The sequence below is a fragment of the Pantoea anthophila genome, assembly GCF_006494375.1.
Taxonomy (GTDB): Bacteria; Pseudomonadota; Gammaproteobacteria; order Enterobacterales; family Enterobacteriaceae; genus Pantoea; species Pantoea anthophila.
Genome location: NZ_VHIZ01000041.1, coordinates 164,754 through 185,068 on the forward strand (window position 1 = coordinate 164,754; position 20,315 = coordinate 185,068).

Genomic DNA, 20,315 nt, shown 5'->3' on the forward strand with positions numbered 1-20,315 from the left:
CCCGGTGCTGCGAGACCGATCACGTTTTCCCTCGCCCTGCTCCTTTACGCTTGCCTCTCTTTGCGCCTTCAGCGCGCACAACGTTAATACAGGGAGTTACCTTATGATTGTCTGCGACTGTCACGACTGGAACAGAGAACGTCACGCCTTTCATCCGGTTATCGATCAGGCGATACGCTGGATTACTGACACCGACTTCAGCCAGCTCGACACCGGTAAATATGCCATCCTGCCTGAGGATAAGATGTTCTGCCTGGTGCAGGAGATGATGACCGAACCGGCGAGCGCGCGTCGGGCAGAATCCCACTTCAGCTACATCGACATTCAGTTTCTGCTGGCCGGCAGCGAGAATATCGGCGTGGCCCGTGCCCACCCCGATCAGCGAGTGACCGAGGATTTTGCTCAGCAACGCGACGTGGTCTTTTATCAGAAGACGCTGAATGAGTCGGTGATCACGCTGCTGCCCGGCATGTTCGCGATCTTTTTTCCGCACGATATTCATCGCCCCTGCTGCGCGCCGGGTGAACCCGCCATTATCCGAAAAGCCGTGATTAAAATTCACCGCGATCTGTTTACGGCCTGACACTGACGGTCGGCCGGGGGTGCCCGCCTGCTATGAAACTGGTCAATACGCGCTGAATCGCGCTAGCATTGAACCAAACCCAGACGCAACGAGGACTCTATGGCTATTAAATTGATCGCTATCGACATGGATGGCACCCTGCTCAATCCGCAGCATGAGATCACGCCGGGGGTGAAATCTGCCCTTGATCGCGCCCGCCAGCAGGGGGTATCGATTGTGCTGACCACCGGCCGGCCGTTTGTGGGTATCCAGCGCTATCTGATGGAGCTGGATATGCAGACCCCCGGCCAGTACGCGATCAGTAACAACGGCGCGCTGGTTCATCAGGCTGAAGATGGTGAGTGCGTGGCGGAAGTGACGCTGACCTTTGACGACTACCTCTACATTGAGCAGCTGGCGCGTGAACTTGGCGTCCATTTCCAGGCGTTCGACAAATCCCATCTCTATACACCCAACAAAGACATCAGCGAATACACCATCCATGAGGCGAGCCTGACCGGGATTCCGGTGCGCTATCGTGCGGTGGAAGAGATGGACCGCGCGACGCGCTTCCCAAAACTGATGATGATCGACCGTCCGGCCCTGCTCGACGCGGCGATTGCCCGCCTGCCAGAGCATGCTAAGCAGACCTATACCATCCTGAAGAGTGCGCCTTATTATCTGGAAATCCTCGATCGCCGGGTCAACAAAGGTCAGGGCGTCAGAATGCTGGCGGAGAAGCTCGGCCTGAAGCAGGAAGAGGTGATGGCGATAGGTGACCAGGAGAACGACCTGGCGATGATTGAGTATGCCGGCACGGGTGTCGCCATGGGCAATGCGATTGATTCGGTCAAGGCTATCGCTCAGTTCATCACAAAAACCAATATGGAAGATGGCGTCGCACATGCCATTGAAGAGTTAGTGCTGTAACCGCCCTGCGCTTTCCGGGCCGCGCTGGCCCGGAACCCGGTAAAAAAGCTGCAGCGCGAAACAGAATCGCGTAATTTGTCGGGCATCGCTTCCTGCACGGGTTTCACCATGTCAGAAAAACAGATCACCTTTGCTGCCCGTCAGCATCAGCTCACCAATATCAATGTCTGGACTGCCGACAGCCAGTGGCTGGCATTTGACGTGCGTCCTTCGGGCGCCTCCTTTACCAGCCAGACCATTGAGCGGGTCAATGTGATGACCGGTGAGGTGGAGGTGCTCTATCAGGCACAGCACGGGGCTCATGTCGGCGTGGTGACGGTCAGCCCCGATATGCCGCCGCGCTACGTCTGCATTCATGGCCCGGAACATCCCGATGCCCGGTGGCAGTATGATTTCCATCACCGCCGCGGGGTAATCGTTCAGAACGCCACCGCCATCAATCTGGATGCCTGCGATATCACGCCCCCCTTTACGCCTGGCGCGCTGCGGGGCGGGTCGCATGTGCATGTCTTCAGTCCCGACGGTTCACGCCTGAGCTTTACCTACAATGACCATGTCATGCATGAGCAGGATACCCGGCTGGATCTGCGCAACGTCGGCATCGCGGTGCCGCTGCGCGCAGTCACGCCGGTTAAGCAGCATCCGCGGGAGTATGACGGCAGCTACTTTTGCCTGCTGGTGAGCGAGACGCATCCGGCACCGCAGCCGGGCAGCGACCAGATCAACCGTGCCTATGAAGAGTGCTGGATCGGTAACCGCGGCTATCAGAAACCGGACGGCCGCTGGCAGCGCTGGGCCATCGCGTTCATCGGCGACACGCTGACGGCGGAGGGAGAGAAGCGTCCTGAAGTGTTTGTTGTTGATCTGCCCGAAGCCCTGGACGATTACGCCCGGCCCGGTGCCAGCCCGCTGGAGGGCAGCAGCCAGCAGTTACCTGCGCCCCCGGCTGGCGTCAGGCAGCGCCGTCTGACGTACGGTCGTGGTCTGGCGCTGCAACCGCGCCACTGGCTGCGCAGTGCGCCCGATGGCAGCCAGATTGCGTTTCTGATGGCAGATGACGGAGGGGTGATCCAGCTCTGGACGGTCTCTCCCAACGGCGGCGAACCGCGTCAGGTGACCCGTCTCGGCAGCAGCATTCAGTCCGCCTTCAGCTGGCATCCTGATGGCCAGGCCGTCGCCTTTATCTGTGATAACAGCGTGATGCGTTGTGACGCTGAGAGCGGCGAGTGCCAGCGTCTGACGCGCAGAACGGATGACGCCCCCTCAGGCGACGCGGTTGTCTGGTCACCTGACGGCACGCAGATTGCGTATATGCGCGAGGTGGAGGGCTGGCGGCAGCTGTTTACGGTTGCGGCTGAGGGCGCAGCGGAGGCATAGGCTGCGCCTGCGCCAGGCTCTCCTGCGTGTGCGCCAGCTTTTCACTCTGCAGAATGCGTTCCCGCGGGGAGTCGAGTGATTTATCTTTGTCGCTGCGGTAGTAGTCCCACGGCAGCAGCAGCGTATCCATCACGGCGGAGAAAGGAAGATCGATCAGCGCCAGCGGCTTCAGCGCCCAGCTGGTGTCCCCGTCGGTCAGCATATCCGCGCTGGCCCGGGTGCCTGGATAATAGCCCTGACTCGCACCTGTGTGTGACATCACGCTGGAACAACCGGTTGTCGCCATTGCGCAGCAAACCATTCCAGCCAGAGGTAAGGTCTTCATCAATTTCATTATCATCATCCCTTCAGCCCTGACATGCGCCGGGCTGAGTTGGCTTGCCAGACAACGTCAACACTCTGGGGCGAAGTCCGTTCGGGTCTGACAAAAGGTGTTCTGAGTGTATGTCATTTCCTGAGATTGGCGAAAAAAATTGCATTCTGCACGCTTGAAAATTCTCCTTTGGCACCCATTTTTAGTTTACGGACGCGCTCACCGTCGCCGAAAGGGACAGTGAGGTGCCGGATCCAGCCTGTCCAGTAGTGGAAGGTTGCCAAAACTTGCTGAAATTCAGGAGTCTTAATATGCGTAACTTTGATCTCACCCCACTTTATCGCTCAGCTATCGGTTTCGATCGCCTGTTTAACCTGCTCGAATCAAACCAGAATCAGAGCAACGGGGGTTATCCTCCCTATAACGTTGAACTGGTCGATGAAAATCACTACCGCATTACCATCGCGGTGGCCGGTTTCTCTCAGAGCGAGCTTGATATCACAGCGCACGACAATGTGCTGACTGTACGGGGTGCCCATCCGGAAGAGCAGGCCGAGCGTAAATACCTGTATCAGGGTATCGCCGAGCGTAACTTCGAGCGGAAATTCCAGCTTGCCGACCACATCGTGGTGCGCGACGCTCGTCTCGAAAATGGTCTGCTGAGTATCGATCTTGAACGTCTGGTGCCGGAAGAAGCCAAACCACGCCGTATTGAGATTCTGAAGTAATTTATGAAGTAACCATAAAAAACGCCGCTAATGCGGCGTTTTTCGTTTTTAAGATCAGTGGAGATTCATAAGGCAAAAAATGTTGCTCCGATCCCCTGTTTCAGACGGCTGATAAGTTCAAAGCGATGGGAGCATACGCCTGTAGCAAAGCATCGCGGACCAGGGATGGGCCGCGCTGAGCATGCCAGGGATGGCGTCTATTGCGTCTTTGCGAAAGGCGTATGCTCCCTGAGCCTGTCACCTGACCTCAAGGCAGTATTTTTTGCCCTTATATCTGACGCCGGCCTTGCCCTTACGGCTGCGTTCGCATCGCGAAACGCTGTCCCAGTACGCCGCCAAACACGTTGATCAGCAGGCCGGCAATAATCACCGAGGCGCCCAGCATCTGCTGCCCGGAAAGATGCTCATCCAGCACCAGCGCAGCGGTAATGATCCCGACCACCGGCACCAGCAGCGACAGCGGGGCAACGCGCCAGGTTTCGTAACGGCTGAGCAGATTTCCCCAGATGGCGTAGCCGACGATGGTGGCGACAAAGGCCAGATAGAAGAGCGCCAGTACCGTCTGCAGCCCGATGTGCAGCAGGCTGCTGACGATAGCCTCCTGCCCCTCAAACAGCAGCGAGCAGGCAAAGAAAGGAATGACCGGCACCAGCGCACTCCAGACCACCAGCGACATAATCGGCACGCTGCGATTCCGCATAATGATCTTGTTGGTAATGTTACCCAGCCCCCATGACAGGGCCGCCGACAGCGTCAGCATCATAGTCGTCAGCGTAATGCCGGCGCTGGTCTGTCCCTCCATGCCTGCCGTAGCCAGCAGAAACATCCCCAGCGTGGCGATGATAATCCCGGTGATGTGGTTCCAGCGCAGCTTCTCCGCCAGCAGCAGCGCCCCCAGCAGCAGGGTAAAGAACGCCTGCGCCTGCAGCACCAGGGAGGCCAGGCCTGCTGGCATACCGAGCTGAATCGCCAGGAAGAGAAACGCAAACTGACCAAAACTGATGGTCATACCGTAAACCACCAGCCAGCGCAGCGGGATCGGCGGACGGCGCACAAAGAAAATGGCAGGGAAGGCGACCAGCGTGAATCGCAGTCCGGCGAGCAGAAAAGGCGGCATCCCCTGCAGCCCCAGCTTGATCACCACAAAATTGACGCCCCACGCCACCACCACGCACAACGCTAACAGCATATCTTTTACCGACATCAGAAACTCCTTGAGCCGCCGTCAGGCGGTGATCGCAATCGGGGTCGCGATGTCAGCACAGCACGCTTCCCCCACGATGCGAAAATAGTCATCTACAGCCAGCGCGATCGATTTATCCAGCTCGCCCGCGTTAAACCATAACGTTCCAACCTGCTGCAGCCGGGTATCGACCCGCAGCGCAAGCCGGTCATCAAAACTGAATGGCGGCACCGCGCCCATCACACAGCCGGTCAGCGCCTGCGCCAGCTCCGGCGCGGCGAAAGAGGATTTCTTTCCGCCGATAGCGCGCGCCGCACTTTTAAAATTGATCCGGCAGTCGCCCGGCACAATCGCCAGCAGCGGACGCGGCGGCGCGCCGTCCGGCATGACGACCTCCAGCACCATCGCCTTAGCCGCCTGACCCAGTGCATTACCGCGTATCTGGCTGATCTGGTCGGTCTGCCCTATCGCCTCATGCTCCACGACGCGGTAGCTGGCCTGATGCTGATCCAGCAGCGCGGTGATTTTTTCAAACGTCGTCATATCCCTCTCCTTGTCTGGCCCGGACCGGATTAACTCCAGGCGATAGCGTGTTTCATTTTTTTATCGGTCAGCCCGAAAAAGAATCCCATGGTGATGCGGGTATCACCTTCAACCCGATCAATCTCGTGATAAAAAGCAGGATTAAACAGATAGATATCGCCACTGCGTGGTGAAAATTCGCAGACTTCGCTGTGTTCAATCACCTCAGCGGGATAGCCCAGCTCACCGGCCGTTTTGAACCGCTCATCCTCCGGTGCCCATTTTTTGTTGTAGATCCGCAGCGCCCCGCCCGCGTTGCACTCCTGCAGGCAGACCACGCAGCTGAGCTGATGGAGAATCTGCGTCACCGCCAGCCCGGTTCCGGCGGCATCACGCACGATATTGTCGTTGTGTAACGGGTTCGCGACGCCATCGGCATGAAACCGGACGATAGAACCGGCATAGTCGCCGTGGCCCGGCTCCAGGGCGATGCGCAGGCTCTCCAGCCGCAGCGCATGCTGAACCCAGAGGTAGATCTGCTCACGCAGGGTGGTGAGTGAAGGGGGCAGCGCCGGCTGGATATCGCGCAGCTCAGTAAAATAGTTATCGGGCTCCGCGGTGTGACGCGCCAGATAGGGACCGAGCGTGGTCAGTGCGCCATTCGGATAGTGAGAAACACGGATCTTTTCCCGGCAGCGCTGCAGATCCGCCACCACCGCTTCCCGCACCTCCGGCGTCAGGAAATTACGCAGCACCAGCAGCGGCACACGCGCCGTGACGATGTCATCCAGCCAGGTCGACTCCACAAACATGCTGGGATTAATCACGCGGAACTGATTGAAAATAGCCATGTTTATCACTCCCTAAACGGAATTTCATAGAGTTCATGATTGTTCATTCGCCGCCAGCTGCCGGCGCTGCCTGGTATTGTCACGGGTTCAGAAGCGATCAGCGTGCAATCCTCCTGTTGCCGAAAATGCATCGTAAAATAGTCAGGCCAGGGGGTGTCGTGGGGATACCACTGCCACGCCCAGGCTTTGTCACGGGTGACGAAAATGGCATTGCCTGCGCTGCCGCCGGGTTCCACCTGCGCCATCTTTGCGCGCAGATAGTCGCGGGTGAAGTCGGCGGGCGTGGTCTGATCGACCAGGTAGCGCAGGTACTCTTCTGAATCGAAACGGGATTCCGCCAGGCCAAGCTGGCGGTGGATGGTCGGCAGAAAGCCGTTGTGCATCATGTACCACTGATGACCCGCGCTGTGGCGCGTCAGCGGATGAGAAAAGGCCAGCCCCTGATTTTTACTCAGCGTGGCGTGGCGCACATGCACAGCCAGAAACGGACTGCGCAGCCGATCCACATCGATGTCCGGCAGCGCTTCCGCAAACGCGCCTGTGCCGTGCAGGGTGCGGATCTCCCCCGCTTCCAGCCACAGGCAGCCCCAGCCGTTGGGATGGGATTTAATTGGGCCATCGTGTTCGGCTCCTTCGCCGCAGCTCATGGCGCGCGCCGCCTCCAGAATCTGAGCGCTGTCGAACCTGCCATGCGCCAGAATCATTCTGCACATACTTTGTCTCTCCCGGCGGTCACCGGCTGCGCGGCAATCACCTGCTGAAAAAGGGTCATAACGGGCTCCCGCGTCGGGGCGCTGAGGCTGAAGGTCGCCAGAATGCCGGCGTGACGGGTGAGATCGGCGTAGAGCGATGAGCGGGATGACACCTGCAACGCAGGCAACCGGAGGGGGGGTAACAGCGCCCCCTGCTGATGCTGTTCAATCCAGCGTTCCGCCGCCTGCAGCTGTGCGGGCTGGCGCAGGCGCAGCTGGCCGACAGCGCGTGACGTGCTCAGGGCAAAGGCAGGCAGGGTGCCTCCCGCCTCCAGCCGGAAAGTCACCTCAGCCCAGTTGATACCGGTCGCCTCCTCAACCAGCGTCGCCACCCCCATGCCAGAGAGCCGGAACCCCATCTCCAGAAAATGCGGCACGCCGTTAACCACAATGAAATCGATATGAAACGCGCCCTGACGATAGCCAAAGGTTTCGCAGCAGAAGGTCATGAGACTGCTGAACGCGGCGGGTAGCGCCGCTGCTGCCATCGCCACATGCCCCGACTCATAAAAGCTGACGCAGCCTTCGCTGTCCCGGTGCTGCTCAATCACCTTCTGGCAGCAGGTCAGCGCCCGGGGATGCCCCTGCGCGACCACACCCTGTAGCGAAAACTCCTCGCCGATCAGGGCGCTTTCCACGATAAAGCCGCTGAAGCCGCGCCCGCCATAGTTCATGGTCTGCACCAGCTGCTTCACCACGCTGCGCAGCTGATCGGCCCGCTCAATCAGCCAGATGCCCAGCCCGCCGCCGCCATCTACCGGTTTAACGACGCAGGGATAGATCAGCGCCTGCTCCGCATCCAGAATGCTGAGCGGCGAGGCAAAAAAGCGAAACTCCGGCTGCGGGAAGCGCGGCCAGGCTTTTTTTAGCGCCATGCGCTGCGCATATTTATCCAGCGGAATAAAGGCGGCGGGCGCGTCCGGCCCGGCCAGCATGTCGCGCAGTCGTCCGGCGCTGGCGTTGTAGGCTTCAAAGCCCGCCAGCACCACCAGCGGATGCGCCAGTAAACCGGCGTGCAGATAAGCCTGCATCACCTCCCACGGATTCTCAGGGCGGTCGAGGCGAATAATCAGATCAAAGGGCAGCGCCAGGCTTAGTGACTGGTAATCGACAAAGTCGCCCATTTCCGCCAGCACGGTGAAATAGCCTTCGCGCTTTGCCACCGCGCAGTAAGGGTTCTGTCCATCGCGGGTGGCGCCAATTTGCAGAAAAATCTTTTTCATCGCCTCGCCTTACCGGGTTATCGCCCGGAGATGACTTCTGTCACCGTGTCATTGAGCACACCGTTACTGACCTGAATCACCGCTTTATGGGGATCGAAGCGCAGCACGCGCGACAGGGGATCGGGGCTTTTGCCCTCCAGCAGCGAACTGACCGGCTTGCTCTGCCAGCAGTGGCGCATCTGTGTCAGCGTCATGCCGGAGAGGTGCGTTAACGCCCTGGCCAGCGCGACATCCTGACTGCGTTGCTCAAGCAGGTCGCGGATAGCAGCCTCCTCCAGCGCGATCTGCTGCCCGGTCAGCCAGTGACCGAGCTGCTGGCCCTGTCCCAGAAAGGGCGAGTAGATCATGCAGATCAGCTGCGCTTCGCTGAGGTCAAACGCCTGCACGGCGAACGCGGCTGCACGCTGCCGCTGCTGCCGGATCGCGGCGTCATCCTGATAGCGCGCCGCCATCTCGTCGATCAGCTGCGGGGGAAAATCCTTCTTCACCATCAGCCCCAGCGCAAAGCGCACATATTCCCGGATCCCCTCGGCGTAGCTGCGCTGCAGAAGCGTTTCGGCCCGCAGTCCGCGCAGATGCGCCATCAGCGTCGGGTTACCGCAGTCGGACTCAGAAAAGCTGAACATCAGTTCATCAAAGCGGAAGCCCATAAAGTCGCTGAGCAGCGCCCAGTGCGCACCCGCTTCATAGGCCGTGTCCTGATAGATATTGAAGAAGAGCGGATCGCGCGCCAGCTGGTGGGTGATGCGGTGCGCGGGGGTGAGCTGGCCGGCCCCGTAGATGTCGCTGAAGTAGCGCTCTGCGACGCCATCCAGCGTCTGCAGGAACCCGCTGAAGCCACGGCTTTTTTCCGCGACCGGCGCATCAAACAGTCGTGAGAGGTGACGCGCCCAGGCAACATAGGCGGCCTGCTCCTGCGGCGAATCGCCGGTGATAATCATATCCACACCGCCGTTGTAGTCCGCCGCCAGGCCAAAGGAGTTGACCATGCTGAGATTGCAGGCGTTGCAGAAGGTGGAGCGCGCATCGGCGCGAAAGCGGTGGCCATTCATCAGCACATCGTTGCGGTTCTGCTCACGCACGCTGTCCGGCATCGGCAGATCGCGGGCGAAAGGGCGGATCAGCAGACCATCCACCACCAGACAGGTCACCCGTTCATCGTCATGCATCGCCAGCGACTGATAAACGCGGTGAATATTATCCATGACGCTCTGGTTCATCGCCGCGTGACGGTTGGTGCTGACCCGCAGATGAAAGGTGGTGCCCTGCTGCTGCCAGATCAGCCCCTGAATGTAGCGCACGTAAGCCACCATGTAGCTGCTGTCTTTGCCGCCGCCATAGGCGAGCAGGACGCGGTTGTTCTCAGGCTGCTTATCGGGTAACGCCGCCAGCAGACGGGCCGAACAGCGCTGAGCCGACGCGATGATGGCCGGTGAGAGATACGCTTCCATTGCTTTCATCATGGCGGGCAGATTATTCATCTTTCACATTTTCCTTAGGTGAACGGCCTGCCGTTATGGCCACAGGCCCGACGGCAGCCGGGCGCTGTGCGCCGTTTAGCGTCATGAATAATTAAGAGATGCAGCCTAAAGTACTTTGAATGTACTCTGTTGAATATGCACAGATCAGCGCGATATGGGGTGGAACAGATGACCGGGGTTATCGGGGAACAGGAGAGTCAGAGCAGCCGTTATCGCCAGATAGCAGAACAGATTAAACAGGCGATCCATGCCGGTTCACTGGCACCCGACAGCCGTCTGCCTTCGGTGCGCACCCTGGCGACACAGTACAATGTCAGCCTCACCACCGCCCTGAAAACCCTGCGTACGCTGGAAGATGAGCGCTACGCCGTCGCCCGTCCGAAGTCGGGCTTTTTTGTTGCCCCACAGCGGCCCGCTTCGCGTGCGTTACCCGCCGTCAGCGAACAGCCGCGCGCCATCGCCCCGCTGGATGAGCAGACCGAACTGCATCTGGCGATGCTCGGATCAGACTGCCGGGTGCGCCTCGATCTGGCGAACGGCGACAGTGCCCTCTATCCGATCAGGCGGATTGGCCTGCTGATGCGCCAGATGGGTTACAGCAAACCCGCCCTGCTCGGTAACACGGTGAAGGGCACCGGCTATGCGCCGCTGAAAGCGGAGATTGCCCGGCGCGCGGTCGATTACGGCTGCAATATCAGCGCCGACGATATTCTGATCACCAACGGCTGTATTGAGGCGATCTCGCTGTCACTGCGCGCCACGACCCAGCCAGGCGATGTGGTGGCGGTGGAGTCCCCCTGCTATTTCGTCCTGCTGCAGATGCTGCATAACCTCAATTTACGGGTGATTGAAGTGGAAGCCGGGCCGGAAGGCTATGTGAATGTGGCAACCCTCACCCGTCTGTTTCAGCGCAAAGCGGTGCGGGTCTTTCTGACGCTGTGCAACGTCAACAATCCGCTGGGAAAAAGCATTCCCAACGAGCAGAAAGCCTATATTGCGCGCCAGGCCGATGAAAACGATGTGGTGATCATTGAGGATGATATTTTTGGCGATACCGCCTTTGGTGAGCGTCGCCCTTTCCCGATGCGCGCCTTCAGCCCCAACGCTATTCTCTGCAGCGGCTTCTCGAAAACCGTGGCACCCGGCATCCGCATCGGCTGGGTCCACAGCGTCAACTACATGCGTAAGATCGCCTCGCTGAAATATACCTCCACCATGGGCACCTCGGTGCTGTCGCAGGCGGCGGTGGCGGAACTGCTGCGCAGCGGCGGCTATGATGCTCACCTGCGCAAGCTGCGGCGCGAACTGGCGCGGCAAATCAGCGAAATGCGTCAGTCGGTGCTGCGGGAGTTTCCGGCCGGGACAACGGTCTCTGACCCGGAAGGGGGATATGTGCTGTGGGTCGCCATGCCGCCGCAGGCGCTGAACGTGCGCGAGCTGTTTCTCAAGGCGCGCAACGCGGGCATCGGGATTGCGCCGGGCCATATTTTTGCCACCGATCAGCGCTACGATCACTGTTTCCGGCTGAATGCCGGTTTTGGCTGGAATGCGGAAGTGGAACAGGCGATCCGACAGCTGGCGCAGTGGTGCCAGCTGTCGTTAACCGACGCGCAGGCTTAGCTGTCGCGCCAGGCGTTCTCCACCTCTTCCGCCAGAATCTGCACCGCCCGCTCGATGTTCTCCGCATCCGGCACGTAGTTCATCCGCATACACTGGTGGGTGTGCGGCCACGCCTGCTCCAGCCCCGGAAAGAAGAAGTGGCCCGGCACCATCAGCACCCCGCGCGCTTTCAGCCGCTGATAGAGCGTTTCCGTGGTGATCGGCAGATCGCGGAACCAGAGCCAGAGGAAAATCGCCCCTTCCGGCTTGTGGATCAGGCAGCGCTCTTCTGACAGATGGCGACGCAGGATCGCAATCGTCTGCGCAACCTTCTGCTGATAAAACGGCTTAATCACCTCTTCGGAGAGCCGCAGCAGATCGCCGCGACGAATCATCTCATTGGCGATGGCCGGGCCAATACTGCCGGGGGCCAGGCTGATGATGCCGTTCATGTTGCTCAGCGCAGAGATGGTCTTCTCGTCTGCGATAATGATGCCGCAGCGCGCGCCCGGCAGGCCAAGTTTCGACAGGCTCATGCAGAGAATAATGTTGGGATTCCACAGCGGACGCACTTCGCTGAAGATGATGCCGGGGAACGGCACGCCGTAGGCATTGTCGATCAGCAGCGGCACATCATGCTGCTGCGCCAGCGCATCCAGCTGGATCAGCTCCTCATCGGTGATCACGTTGCCGGTGGGGTTGGTCGGACGCGAGACGCAGATCAGCCCGACCTCATCATTCATCGGCAGATGCTCGAAATCGACATGATATTTGAACTGTCCCTCCGGCAGCAGCTCAATGTTCGGCTTCGCCGACACAAACAGCTCCTCTTCCAGACCGGCATCCGCATAGCCGAGGTACTCAGGCGCCAGCGGAAACAGCACCCGCTTTTTGCTGCCGTCGGCGCGGCGACCGGCAAACAGGTTAAACAGATAGAAGAAGGCGCTCTGGCTGCCGTTGGTCAGCGCGATATTCTGCGCGGTAATCGGCCAGCCAAGCTGGTCGCGCAGCAGCCCGGCCAGCGACTCCAGCAGCGTCGCTTTGCCGCGCGGGCCGTCGTAATTGCACAGTGCTTCGCTGAGTTTGCCCTCCTCATGCATCTGCTGCAGCAGCTGCTGAAAGTAGTCGTTCATGGCCGGGATCTGCGCCGGATTACCGCCGCCAAGCATGATGGTGCCGGGCGTACGCAGGCCTGCGCCCATATCTTCCATCAGACGTGAAATGCCGGAATGTTGGGTAAATTTGTCGCCGAACTGAGAAAAGGACATAGCGGTTAAAAATTTGTGATTGCGAATCGGGGGTTCACCATAACGCCCGCCATCGGCGGGCGCAATGGAAAGGCGTGGCGATTATTTCAGCGCCTGAGGGTTAACGCAGTTTTTATCGACGTTTCCGCCGAGCGCAGCGATAAGATTCTCCACCGCATCCTGCATCATGCCGTAGCGGGTTTCGTGGGTGGCAGAACCGATGTGCGGCAGCGTCACCACGTTCGGCAGCGACAGCAGCGGAGAGTCGGCAGGAACCGGCTCCTGCTCAAACACATCCAGCCCGGCGGCGTGCAGTTTGCCCGCCTGCAGCGCGGCGATCAGCGCCTTCTCATCCACCACCGGCCCGCGACCGGCGTTGATCAGTACCGCATCCGGCTTCATCAGTTCCAGCTCGGCGGCCCCAATCAGATGGTGGGTTTCGTCAGTCAGCGGCAGGCTGATGCAGACAAAATCACTCTGCTGCAGCAGCTCTTTCAGTTCGCAGCGCTGCGCGCCAAAGCGCGACTGCGCCTCCTCATGCTCACGGCGCGCGTTGTAGAGGATTTTCATGCCGAAGCCAAAGTGGGCGCGCTGCGCCAGCGCCATCCCGATCCGTCCCATGCCGAGAATGCCCAGCGTTTTATGGTGTACGTCGATGCCGAACTGCGCCGGTCCGATGCTCTTCTGCCAGTGGCCCGCTTTGACCCAGGCATCCAGCTCCGGCACCCGACGCGCGGTGCTCAGCACCAGCGCCATCATGGTGTCAGCCACGGTTTCCGTCAGCACGGTCGGGGTGTGCATCAGCACCACATGACGCGCATTCAGCGCTGCCACGTCGAAATTGTCATAGCCCACCGAGACGCTGGAGCAGACGCGCAGATTAGGCATGTTCGCCAGCAGCTCGCCATTCACTTTTCCGCCCGATCCCAGCAGGCCCTCGGCCTGGCGGAACGCCGCAGCATGCTGCTGCTGGCTCTCTGGCGAAAGATTGCTCACTTCCGTCACGTCACACTGTTCAGCCAGGCGCGCATAGAGGTCGTCAGGCAGTTTTTTATAGAGAATTACAGCGGGTTTCATTCAGTGGCTCCCGATCAAACAAATAAGTAGCGGGCGGCTTGCGGGCCGCCCGGAGAAAACAGAGGCTGACGTTTACGCCCGGGTGGCCTCCGTACAGGCCCGGCAAGGCCTGTGCGAACGGTGCAGGCGTTGTGGAGCTGCACCGGGCCAGCCCGCTTCAGCGTTTACGCTTTCAGGCCGGTTTTGCGCCCCGCAGCGGCGGCGCTTTGTTCTGCGCCGGTTTCACAATCAGCGTCAGCCACACCGACACCAGCAGAGCCGAACCCATAAAGATGTAGGAGGCTGCCGGGCTGCCGGTCGCCCCATTAAGATAGCCGACGATCCATGAACCGATAAATGACCCCAGCGCACCCATACTGTTGATCAGTGCCATTGCCCCGCCCGCGACGTTGCGTGGCAGCATCTCAGGAATAATGGCGAAGAACGGTCCGTAAGGCGCATACATCGCGGCACCGGCAATCACCAGCAGGGTGTAGGAGGCCCAGAAGTTGCTTGAGCCGACCAGGTAAGAGCCAAGGAACGCCAGCGCCCCCACCAGCAGCAGCGGCCAGACAAACAGCTTACGATTCTGGGTTTTGTCCGACGCCCAGGAGACCACGACCATCGCAATGGTCGCCGCCAGATAAGGCACCGCTGACAGCCAGCCCGCTTCAACCATGCCCATCTGCGTGCCGTTACGCAGAATCGACGGCAGCCACAGCACAAAGCCATACACACCGATGCTCCAGGCAAAATATTGCAGGCAGAGGATGATCACATTGCGGTTGCGGAACGCTTCACCGTAGTTACGCACCGCCTTGATGTTTTCCTGCTCTTTTTGCAGCTCAGCCTGCAGGGCCGCTTTCTCTGCATCGCTCATCCAGCGCGCCTGAGACGGCTTATCCTGCACCAGGAACCACCAGGCTATCGCCCAGATGACCGCCGGAATCCCTTCAATGATAAACATCTCACGCCAGCCGAAGGATTCGATCAGATAACCCGACACCACCGACATCCAGAGCACGGTGACCGGGTTCCCCAGGATCAGGAAGGTATTGGCGCGCGAACGTTCCGATTTGGTAAACCAGTTGCTGATGTAAATCAGCATGGCCGGCATCACCGCCGCTTCCACCACGCCCAGCACAAAGCGAATCGCTGCCAGCATCGGAATGTTACTGACCACACCGGTCAGCGATGCACAGCCACCCCACAGGATCAGGCAGCCGAAAATCAGTTTCTTCACGCTGCGGCGTTCGGCATAGATTGCGCCCGGGATCTGGAAAAAGAAGTATCCCAGGAAGAACAGCGCGCCCAGCAGCGAGGACATGCCTTTGGTGATGCCAAGATCGTCATTAATCCCGGCGGCAGAGGCGAAGCTAAAGTTTGCTCGATCGAGATACGCCAGGCTGTAGGTGATAAACACGATGGGCATGATGAACCACCAGCGTTTTGGCGCGATTGTCTGCTTTTTCATCGGGAACTCCTGTGTCTTTAGAGGGGCGCGTGAACTACTCGTCGCCCAGTTGCTGACGCGTCGGCAGACCTTCGCTGTCACCAATGACCTGAATCGCCATCGAACCAATTTTATTGCCGCGGCGAATCGCCTGCGGCAGCGTCTGGCCTTCCAGCAGGGCGCTGATCACGCCGACGGCAAAACCGTCACCGGCCCCTACGGTGTCGACCACGTTGTCGACTTTTATCGCCGCCACCTGTCCCTGTTCACCCTGTGCGGTTTTATACCAGGCGCCGTCACAACCGGTTTTAATCACGACCGCTTTCACACCCTTATCGAGATAAAAATCTGCAATCGCTTCCGGCTGACGGTAGCCGGTCAGGATCAGCCCCTCTTTTTCGCCTGGCAGTACCCAGTCGGCATACTCCGCCAGCAGATTGAGCTGCTTACGCATCTCCTCTTCACTGCGCCACAGCACCGGCCGCAGATTCGGATCAAACGAAATGGTTTTCCCGCGCGCGCGCATCTCTTTGGCCGTGTGCTTCAGCAGTTCCAGTGAACTCTCCGAGAGCGCTGCCGCCACCCCGCTGAGGTGCAGATGGCGTGCCGAGCCAAAGTAGTCCGCATCAAAATCGTCAACCGACAGATGGCTGGCCGCCGAGCCTTTACGGAAATACTCCACCAGCGGATCAGAGCCATCATCGACTTTGGATTTAAGCTGGAAACCGGTGGGATAACGGTTATCGACCGTGACCCGGGCGTGGTCAATGCCCTCTTTTTCCAGCTGCTGGCAGATAAAGCGACCAAAGGCGTCATCGCCAACCCGGCTGACCCAGCCTACTTTCAGGCCAAGACGCGCCAGGCCGGTCGCGACATTGAGTTCTGCGCCTGCTGCGCGTTTAACAAAGGTCTCTGCGGCCGCGAGATCGCCGGTTTCACGGGCGACAAACATCGCCATCGCTTCGCCGATGGTGACCACATCAAGCGGACCGTTGTGATATTGGGTGTGATGACTCATTTTTACTCCTTACACATTGCGCAGCAGCGACACATAGTGGCGCGTCACCGCAATCAGATCGTCGCCTTCCAGCGGAAATTCAATACCGCGCGGCACCGAGCCGGGCAGCTGTTGCAGCAGGTCACGCCAGCCAGCGTCCGCCTCATCCAGCGCAATTGCCCGGAAACTCTCCTGATGCGGAACGGCGGCTTTGACGTGCACATAGCCGACCTGCGCGGCCAGCTGCTGCGCGGCCTGGAAGGCGTTTTCGCCGGTCCAGCACCAGTTCCCCATGTCGAAGGTCATCGTGATCGGTAGCCCGGCTTCTCTGATCGCCGTGAAAAACGCGACGGAGGGTGCGAGTTTGCCCTGTTCGGTCTGATCGTTTTCCACCGTCAGTTCACACGGCAGTGCTGCCAGATGCGCCTGCAGCGTTTCACGGTGAAGTGAACCGGTGAAATGTCCCAGCGCGACTTTCAGCCGCTGCGCATTTAACTGGCGTGCTTCTTCAACGTAGTGGGTTATGCGCGGATTGATTTCGCCGCCGTCACAAAACAGCGTATCGGGCACCGAATAGCTGGCCTGAAGCTGATGCTGTGCCACCGCCTGCGCCAGGGCGGGCAGATCGGCCAGCGCCGCGTCATCAAGCAGTTCGCGGCGGATTTCGACGCCATCAGCACCAGCCTGCTGAATGATCGGCAGCAGCGCAGTCTGGCCGCCGAGTGCGGCGATCTGCGCATGGCCATAAGCGGCGGTCACCACAATGATGTCAGGTTTCATGTTCTGCTCCATGGCAGGTTTTTGCGCGTAGCGGATACAAAAACCCTAAATGGAACCGGTTCCAAAGCAAAGCAGCAAACTGTGAAACTATGATCGTGCTCACGAAGCGAGCACGAAGAGCGGTCTGAGGCTTACAAACGCAGGATTGTACGCTAAGTGCATTTCAGTCAGTTCCGCTGAATGAAAAAAGTGAGGATTTTTATCATTTTAAGAGGGATGCGGATAGCTATGAAGTCATCGTTACTGAAAAGCGTTAGCGGGATTAATGCAAAAACGGATCGGAAAAAACAAAAACCGTCATTTTATGATGCTGGTAAATTTAATTCCTTTGTTTCCATCCTATTATTGCTCAGCGTCATTTATAGTCGGTAATAAGACAGCAAACGGAGGTTTTGCAGATGAAATGGATTTTAATAACACTATTACTTGCTTCAGGATTAACAACGGTTTCAGCCCAATCCGATCAGGACATAGAAAAGGAACTCTCCACTGCCACTCTATTTTCGATGGGCTTCAATGGATTTATTACGAAGTAAATGCCGCAACAACTGATATACGAAAAAACTTTAAAAGATAACAACTCCGTAAAGATATTTGAAAGTGTGATGGAATCTGCAACCGCCACGCCTGAAGGTAAAGCCTGGGCGGCATGCGGTCTTTGGCAGAAAAAAGAGATAGACAAAATAAAAGTAAGAAAAGAATATAACGATCTGCCTGTAACGCTATTAACGGGCGACATCCTCAGGCAGGAATCCTTAGAAAAGGTTATCGAAAATATACGACTACACGGATGCAAATTAAGGAGATCGAAATGAGAAACATAGATAAGTCAGAAGCCGAACGCGTTGCTGGCGCCGTGAATATGAGTGATTCAGGCGAGCCAGAAAAAAACTTTATTATCTTCGGGGGAAGCCCGGATGAATGGTTTGATAATATAAAAGTTTTCTCGACGCCAGGCCCAGGCCCTCTCAGCGTGTGTGCTGTTAATTTAACTCTCTCCGGCCTGCCTTTGTAAGCCAGTAAGAAGCCTGTCCTGAGCAGGCTTCTTTCGTCCCTTTCGACAATCCCTTAACGGCACACTCTCTGATTTGCCCGCTCAGCCTGAAGTAAGAACAAACCTGCACCTCAGGGAAGCGGCTGGCTGGAGCCGCGAACGATCAGTTCGCCGGAGAACACCTGTTCGGCAACCGGCAGGTCACTGCCATCAATACGGGCAATCAGTCGCTCCAGCGCACTGAAGCCAATCTGCCAGGTCGGCTGTTTCAGCGTGGTAATCCCGACACCAGCCAGCGCCGCCCACTCCAGTTCATCGAAACCGAGCAGGCCGATATCGCGGCCCCACTGCAGGTTGAGTCGCTGCAGCGATCGCGCCACCTGCAGCGTCAGCGCCCCGTTGGCGACCATCACCGCACAGCGTTTGCCCGCATGCTGCTGATGGAATGCCAGCAGCGCCGCGTCCAGCGCCTCGGGCTGATGCAGCACCACTTCCACATTCTGATGCTCAATCTGCGGATGCGCCGCCAGCAGATGGCGGAACGCCTGCAGACGCTCGCGGCGCGTATTGACACTGCCCAGCGGTTCACTGAGAAACATCAGAGCCTCATAGCCATTGTCGACCAGATGGTGCGTAGCGGTTTCGGCGGCTTCGGCGTTGTTCAGGCCCACCACATCGCAGGGAAAATCGGGGATTTTGCGGTCAATCAGCACCATCGGCAGCAGGGACTGCTGCAGATGATTCAGCACCTCTTCGCGCATCCCGACCGCATTAACCACGATGCCTTCAACCTGATAACTGCTCAGAAGCTGGAGGTAGTGCTGCTCCAGATCCACTTCGTTGTTGGTATTACACATAAGCAGCGTAAAGCCCTGCTCACGACAGGCGGCTTCAATGCCACTCATGACATCGACGGAATAGGGGTTAGTGATATCGGCGATAATCAGCCCAATCAGGCGCGTACGCCCGCGTTTCAGACCGCGTGCCATCTGGCTCGGACGATAGCTGAGGTCCGCTATCGCCTGTTCAATCCGCGCTTTCAGATCGGCGGAGAGCAGATGCAGTTCACCGTTCAGATAACGTGAAACGCTGGTTTTACCGGTCCGAGCCGCGTGAGCAACATCGCTGATGGTGGCGCGAGGCGGCCTGGTTTTCATGAGATATCCTGCAAAATTATAAATTCGGCAGAGACTAGCACAAGCGCAGCCCGGAGCAAAAAGCGCTACGCCGGTAATTGCAGCCAGGGCTGCCACAGGGTCTGTAACGTCTCCGGCGGCGCACCCTCGATCAGCCGGACAATCATCTCCGCCACCTGCTCTCCAGCCTGATGTGGCGTTGCCTGACGAATCGCGACAATGGGATGATCGAGAATCGCATCCCCCGGTAATCCCTCCCAGCCTGCCAGCAGGATGGCATCCTCACCCGCTGCGCGTCCGGCCTGATGCAGCGCCACAGCCGCGCCTTCCGCCAGCGCACCACAGTCGGTGATGATCACCTCCGGCATCGGCCCCTCTGCCAGCCACTGCCGGGTCTGCTGATAGCCGGCACGGCGCGTCGGTGCCACTGCCGCCATCGCATAAGGCGCGAGATCACCCAGCGCCGTCAGATAGCCCTGACGCCGGTCGCGCGCGCGGCTGCTGTTCTCCTCACTGCCAAGCCAGGCGATCCGCCGCCGTCCCTGTGCCAGCGACCACTCCACCGCCAGCTGCGAACCGGCAAGGTGGTCAACATCAAACCAGGCATAGGTGGCGGGCAGATCGCTGCGACCCAGCGTCAGAAAGCGAAAATCGGTCTGCAGCAGCGCATGAAGCCGATAGTCATCTGGCCGGGTGTGGCCGATAATCAGGGCATCGACAGCCCCGCTGCGCAACAGGCGGGTGAGCGCCGGAGGATTCTGCTGCTTATCTGTCAGCAGCAGCAGGTTAATATCATAACCGGCCAGGTGATGCTCCAGTGCCAGTAACATATCGCTGAAATCGCTGCCACTCAGAGGCGAAGCCCCCGGCGGACAGACCAGGCCCACCGCGTTAGCGCGACCGGTTTTCAGCCGTCTGGCTGCCGCATTAGGCCGGTAGCCGCGCCGTTGCGCCTCCGCTTCGATGCGTTTACGCGTCTCCTGAGCGACATCCTGGTAACCATTGAGGGCGCGGCTGACGGTGGTGACAGAGAGACCTAAAACCGCCGCGATGGCTTTAAGAGACATAGGGGAATTTCCACTGATCAATTTTTGATCAGGCTACCATAAAGCCTCTGCTGGCTCTATCCAC

At 58.8% G+C, this 20,315-nt stretch carries 21 protein-coding genes; 7 read left to right on the top strand and 14 right to left on the bottom strand.

The features are described from left to right. The first annotated feature begins 103 nt into the window (after positions 1 to 103). From FJW00_RS10450 to FJW00_RS10460, 3 genes are all read left to right on the top strand, one after another. Complete coding sequence (locus FJW00_RS10450; RefSeq protein ID WP_009088284.1) at positions 104 to 583, top strand: NanQ anomerase/TabA/YiaL family protein; 480 nt, start codon at positions 104 to 106, stop codon at positions 581 to 583. A gap of 99 nt (positions 584 to 682) precedes the next feature. Continuing rightward, positions 683 to 1,492 (top strand): sugar-phosphatase, encoded by an 810-nt coding sequence (gene yidA / locus FJW00_RS10455; protein WP_140923983.1) that lies wholly within the window; start codon positions 683 to 685, stop codon positions 1,490 to 1,492. A 108-nt stretch (positions 1,493 to 1,600) separates the two neighbouring features. Beyond that, entirely contained in the window at positions 1,601 to 2,869 is a 1,269-nt protein-coding gene (locus tag FJW00_RS10460) for a YidR family protein (protein WP_140923985.1), read from the top strand. Here the strand turns inward: FJW00_RS10460 and FJW00_RS10465 are convergent. Next, on the bottom strand, positions 2,835 to 3,203 hold the full coding sequence (locus tag FJW00_RS10465) for a YceK/YidQ family lipoprotein (protein WP_033736117.1): 369 nt from the start codon (positions 3,201 to 3,203) through the stop codon (positions 2,835 to 2,837). The genes FJW00_RS10460 and FJW00_RS10465 overlap by 35 nt on opposite strands. Before the next feature lie 290 nt (positions 3,204 to 3,493). Here FJW00_RS10465 and ibpA point away from each other — a divergent pair, with 290 nt between their 5' ends. Beyond that, positions 3,494 to 3,910, top strand: a complete 417-nt coding sequence (gene ibpA, locus FJW00_RS10470) for a small heat shock chaperone IbpA (RefSeq protein WP_009088277.1) — start codon at positions 3,494 to 3,496, stop codon at positions 3,908 to 3,910. Between the two features lie 292 nt (positions 3,911 to 4,202). Here the strand turns inward: ibpA and FJW00_RS10475 are convergent, their stop codons facing one another. From FJW00_RS10475 to FJW00_RS10500, 6 genes are read right to left on the bottom strand one after another with little or no spacing between them, the layout of a single operon-like run. Beyond that, entirely contained in the window at positions 4,203 to 5,114 is a 912-nt protein-coding gene (locus FJW00_RS10475) for an EamA family transporter (RefSeq protein ID WP_009088275.1), read from the bottom strand. A gap of 21 nt (positions 5,115 to 5,135) precedes the next feature. Further along, positions 5,136 to 5,636: a YbaK/EbsC family protein gene (locus FJW00_RS10480; protein ID WP_046100909.1), complete on the bottom strand. Its 501-nt coding sequence runs from the start codon at positions 5,634 to 5,636 to the stop codon at positions 5,136 to 5,138. A 29-nt stretch (positions 5,637 to 5,665) separates the two neighbouring features. Beyond that, on the bottom strand, positions 5,666 to 6,466 hold the full coding sequence (locus tag FJW00_RS10485; protein WP_140923987.1) for a 2OG-Fe(II)-dependent halogenase WelO5 family protein: 801 nt from the start codon (positions 6,464 to 6,466) through the stop codon (positions 5,666 to 5,668). Between the two features lie 5 nt (positions 6,467 to 6,471). After that, positions 6,472 to 7,179: a class II glutamine amidotransferase gene (locus tag FJW00_RS10490; RefSeq protein WP_033736116.1), complete on the bottom strand. Its 708-nt coding sequence runs from the start codon at positions 7,177 to 7,179 to the stop codon at positions 6,472 to 6,474. Beyond that, the gene (locus FJW00_RS10495; RefSeq protein WP_046100906.1) at positions 7,167 to 8,441 is read right to left on the bottom strand and encodes an ATP-grasp domain-containing protein; all 1,275 of its coding nucleotides are present in this window, start codon (positions 8,439 to 8,441) and stop codon (positions 7,167 to 7,169) included. The genes FJW00_RS10490 and FJW00_RS10495 overlap by 13 nt, the downstream gene beginning before the upstream one ends. 17 nt (positions 8,442 to 8,458) lie before the next feature. Next, positions 8,459 to 9,922, bottom strand: coding sequence for a hypothetical protein (locus FJW00_RS10500; protein WP_046100905.1), 1,464 nt, complete (start codon positions 9,920 to 9,922; stop codon positions 8,459 to 8,461). Positions 9,923 to 10,090: 168 nt separating this feature from the next. Here FJW00_RS10500 and FJW00_RS10505 point away from each other — a divergent pair, with 168 nt between their 5' ends. Beyond that, on the top strand, positions 10,091 to 11,542 hold the full coding sequence (locus FJW00_RS10505) for an aminotransferase-like domain-containing protein (protein ID WP_009088264.1): 1,452 nt from the start codon (positions 10,091 to 10,093) through the stop codon (positions 11,540 to 11,542). On the opposite strand, the gene FJW00_RS10510 is transcribed toward FJW00_RS10505, so the two are convergent. The 5 genes from FJW00_RS10510 to FJW00_RS10530 all read right to left on the bottom strand — a co-directional run bounded on the left by FJW00_RS10510 (position 11,539) and on the right by FJW00_RS10530 (position 17,054). Beyond that, on the bottom strand, positions 11,539 to 12,789 hold the full coding sequence (locus FJW00_RS10510) for a valine--pyruvate transaminase (protein ID WP_009088263.1): 1,251 nt from the start codon (positions 12,787 to 12,789) through the stop codon (positions 11,539 to 11,541). The genes FJW00_RS10505 and FJW00_RS10510 overlap by 4 nt on opposite strands. 81 nt (positions 12,790 to 12,870) lie before the next feature. After that, positions 12,871 to 13,845, bottom strand: a complete 975-nt coding sequence (gene ghrB, locus FJW00_RS10515) for a glyoxylate/hydroxypyruvate reductase GhrB (RefSeq protein ID WP_009088261.1) — start codon at positions 13,843 to 13,845, stop codon at positions 12,871 to 12,873. 172 nt (positions 13,846 to 14,017) lie between these two features. Continuing rightward, positions 14,018 to 15,298, bottom strand: coding sequence for an MFS transporter (locus tag FJW00_RS10520; RefSeq protein ID WP_009088258.1), 1,281 nt, complete (start codon positions 15,296 to 15,298; stop codon positions 14,018 to 14,020). Between the two features lie 34 nt (positions 15,299 to 15,332). After that, entirely contained in the window at positions 15,333 to 16,295 is a 963-nt protein-coding gene (locus FJW00_RS10525) for a sugar kinase (RefSeq protein ID WP_140923989.1), read from the bottom strand. Between the two features lie 9 nt (positions 16,296 to 16,304). Further along, positions 16,305 to 17,054, bottom strand: a complete 750-nt coding sequence (locus FJW00_RS10530) for an IolE/MocC family protein (RefSeq protein WP_046100902.1) — start codon at positions 17,052 to 17,054, stop codon at positions 16,305 to 16,307. A 536-nt stretch (positions 17,055 to 17,590) separates the two neighbouring features. Between FJW00_RS10530 and FJW00_RS10535 the strand changes: the two genes are divergently transcribed. Both FJW00_RS10535 and FJW00_RS10540 read left to right on the top strand, forming a co-directional pair. Next, positions 17,591 to 17,869, top strand: coding sequence for a hypothetical protein (locus FJW00_RS10535; RefSeq protein WP_009088253.1), 279 nt, complete (start codon positions 17,591 to 17,593; stop codon positions 17,867 to 17,869). Beyond that, entirely contained in the window at positions 17,866 to 18,069 is a 204-nt protein-coding gene (locus FJW00_RS10540) for a hypothetical protein (protein WP_111208014.1), read from the top strand. The genes FJW00_RS10535 and FJW00_RS10540 overlap by 4 nt, the downstream gene beginning before the upstream one ends. A gap of 110 nt (positions 18,070 to 18,179) precedes the next feature. Here the strand turns inward: FJW00_RS10540 and FJW00_RS10545 are convergent, their stop codons facing one another. Both FJW00_RS10545 and FJW00_RS10550 read right to left on the bottom strand, forming a co-directional pair. Further along, complete coding sequence (locus FJW00_RS10545; protein WP_140923991.1) at positions 18,180 to 19,205, bottom strand: LacI family DNA-binding transcriptional regulator; 1,026 nt, start codon at positions 19,203 to 19,205, stop codon at positions 18,180 to 18,182. A gap of 65 nt (positions 19,206 to 19,270) precedes the next feature. Further along, positions 19,271 to 20,251 (bottom strand): LacI family DNA-binding transcriptional regulator, encoded by a 981-nt coding sequence (locus FJW00_RS10550; RefSeq protein WP_140923993.1) that lies wholly within the window; start codon positions 20,249 to 20,251, stop codon positions 19,271 to 19,273. Positions 20,252 to 20,315: the final 64 nt, after the last annotated feature.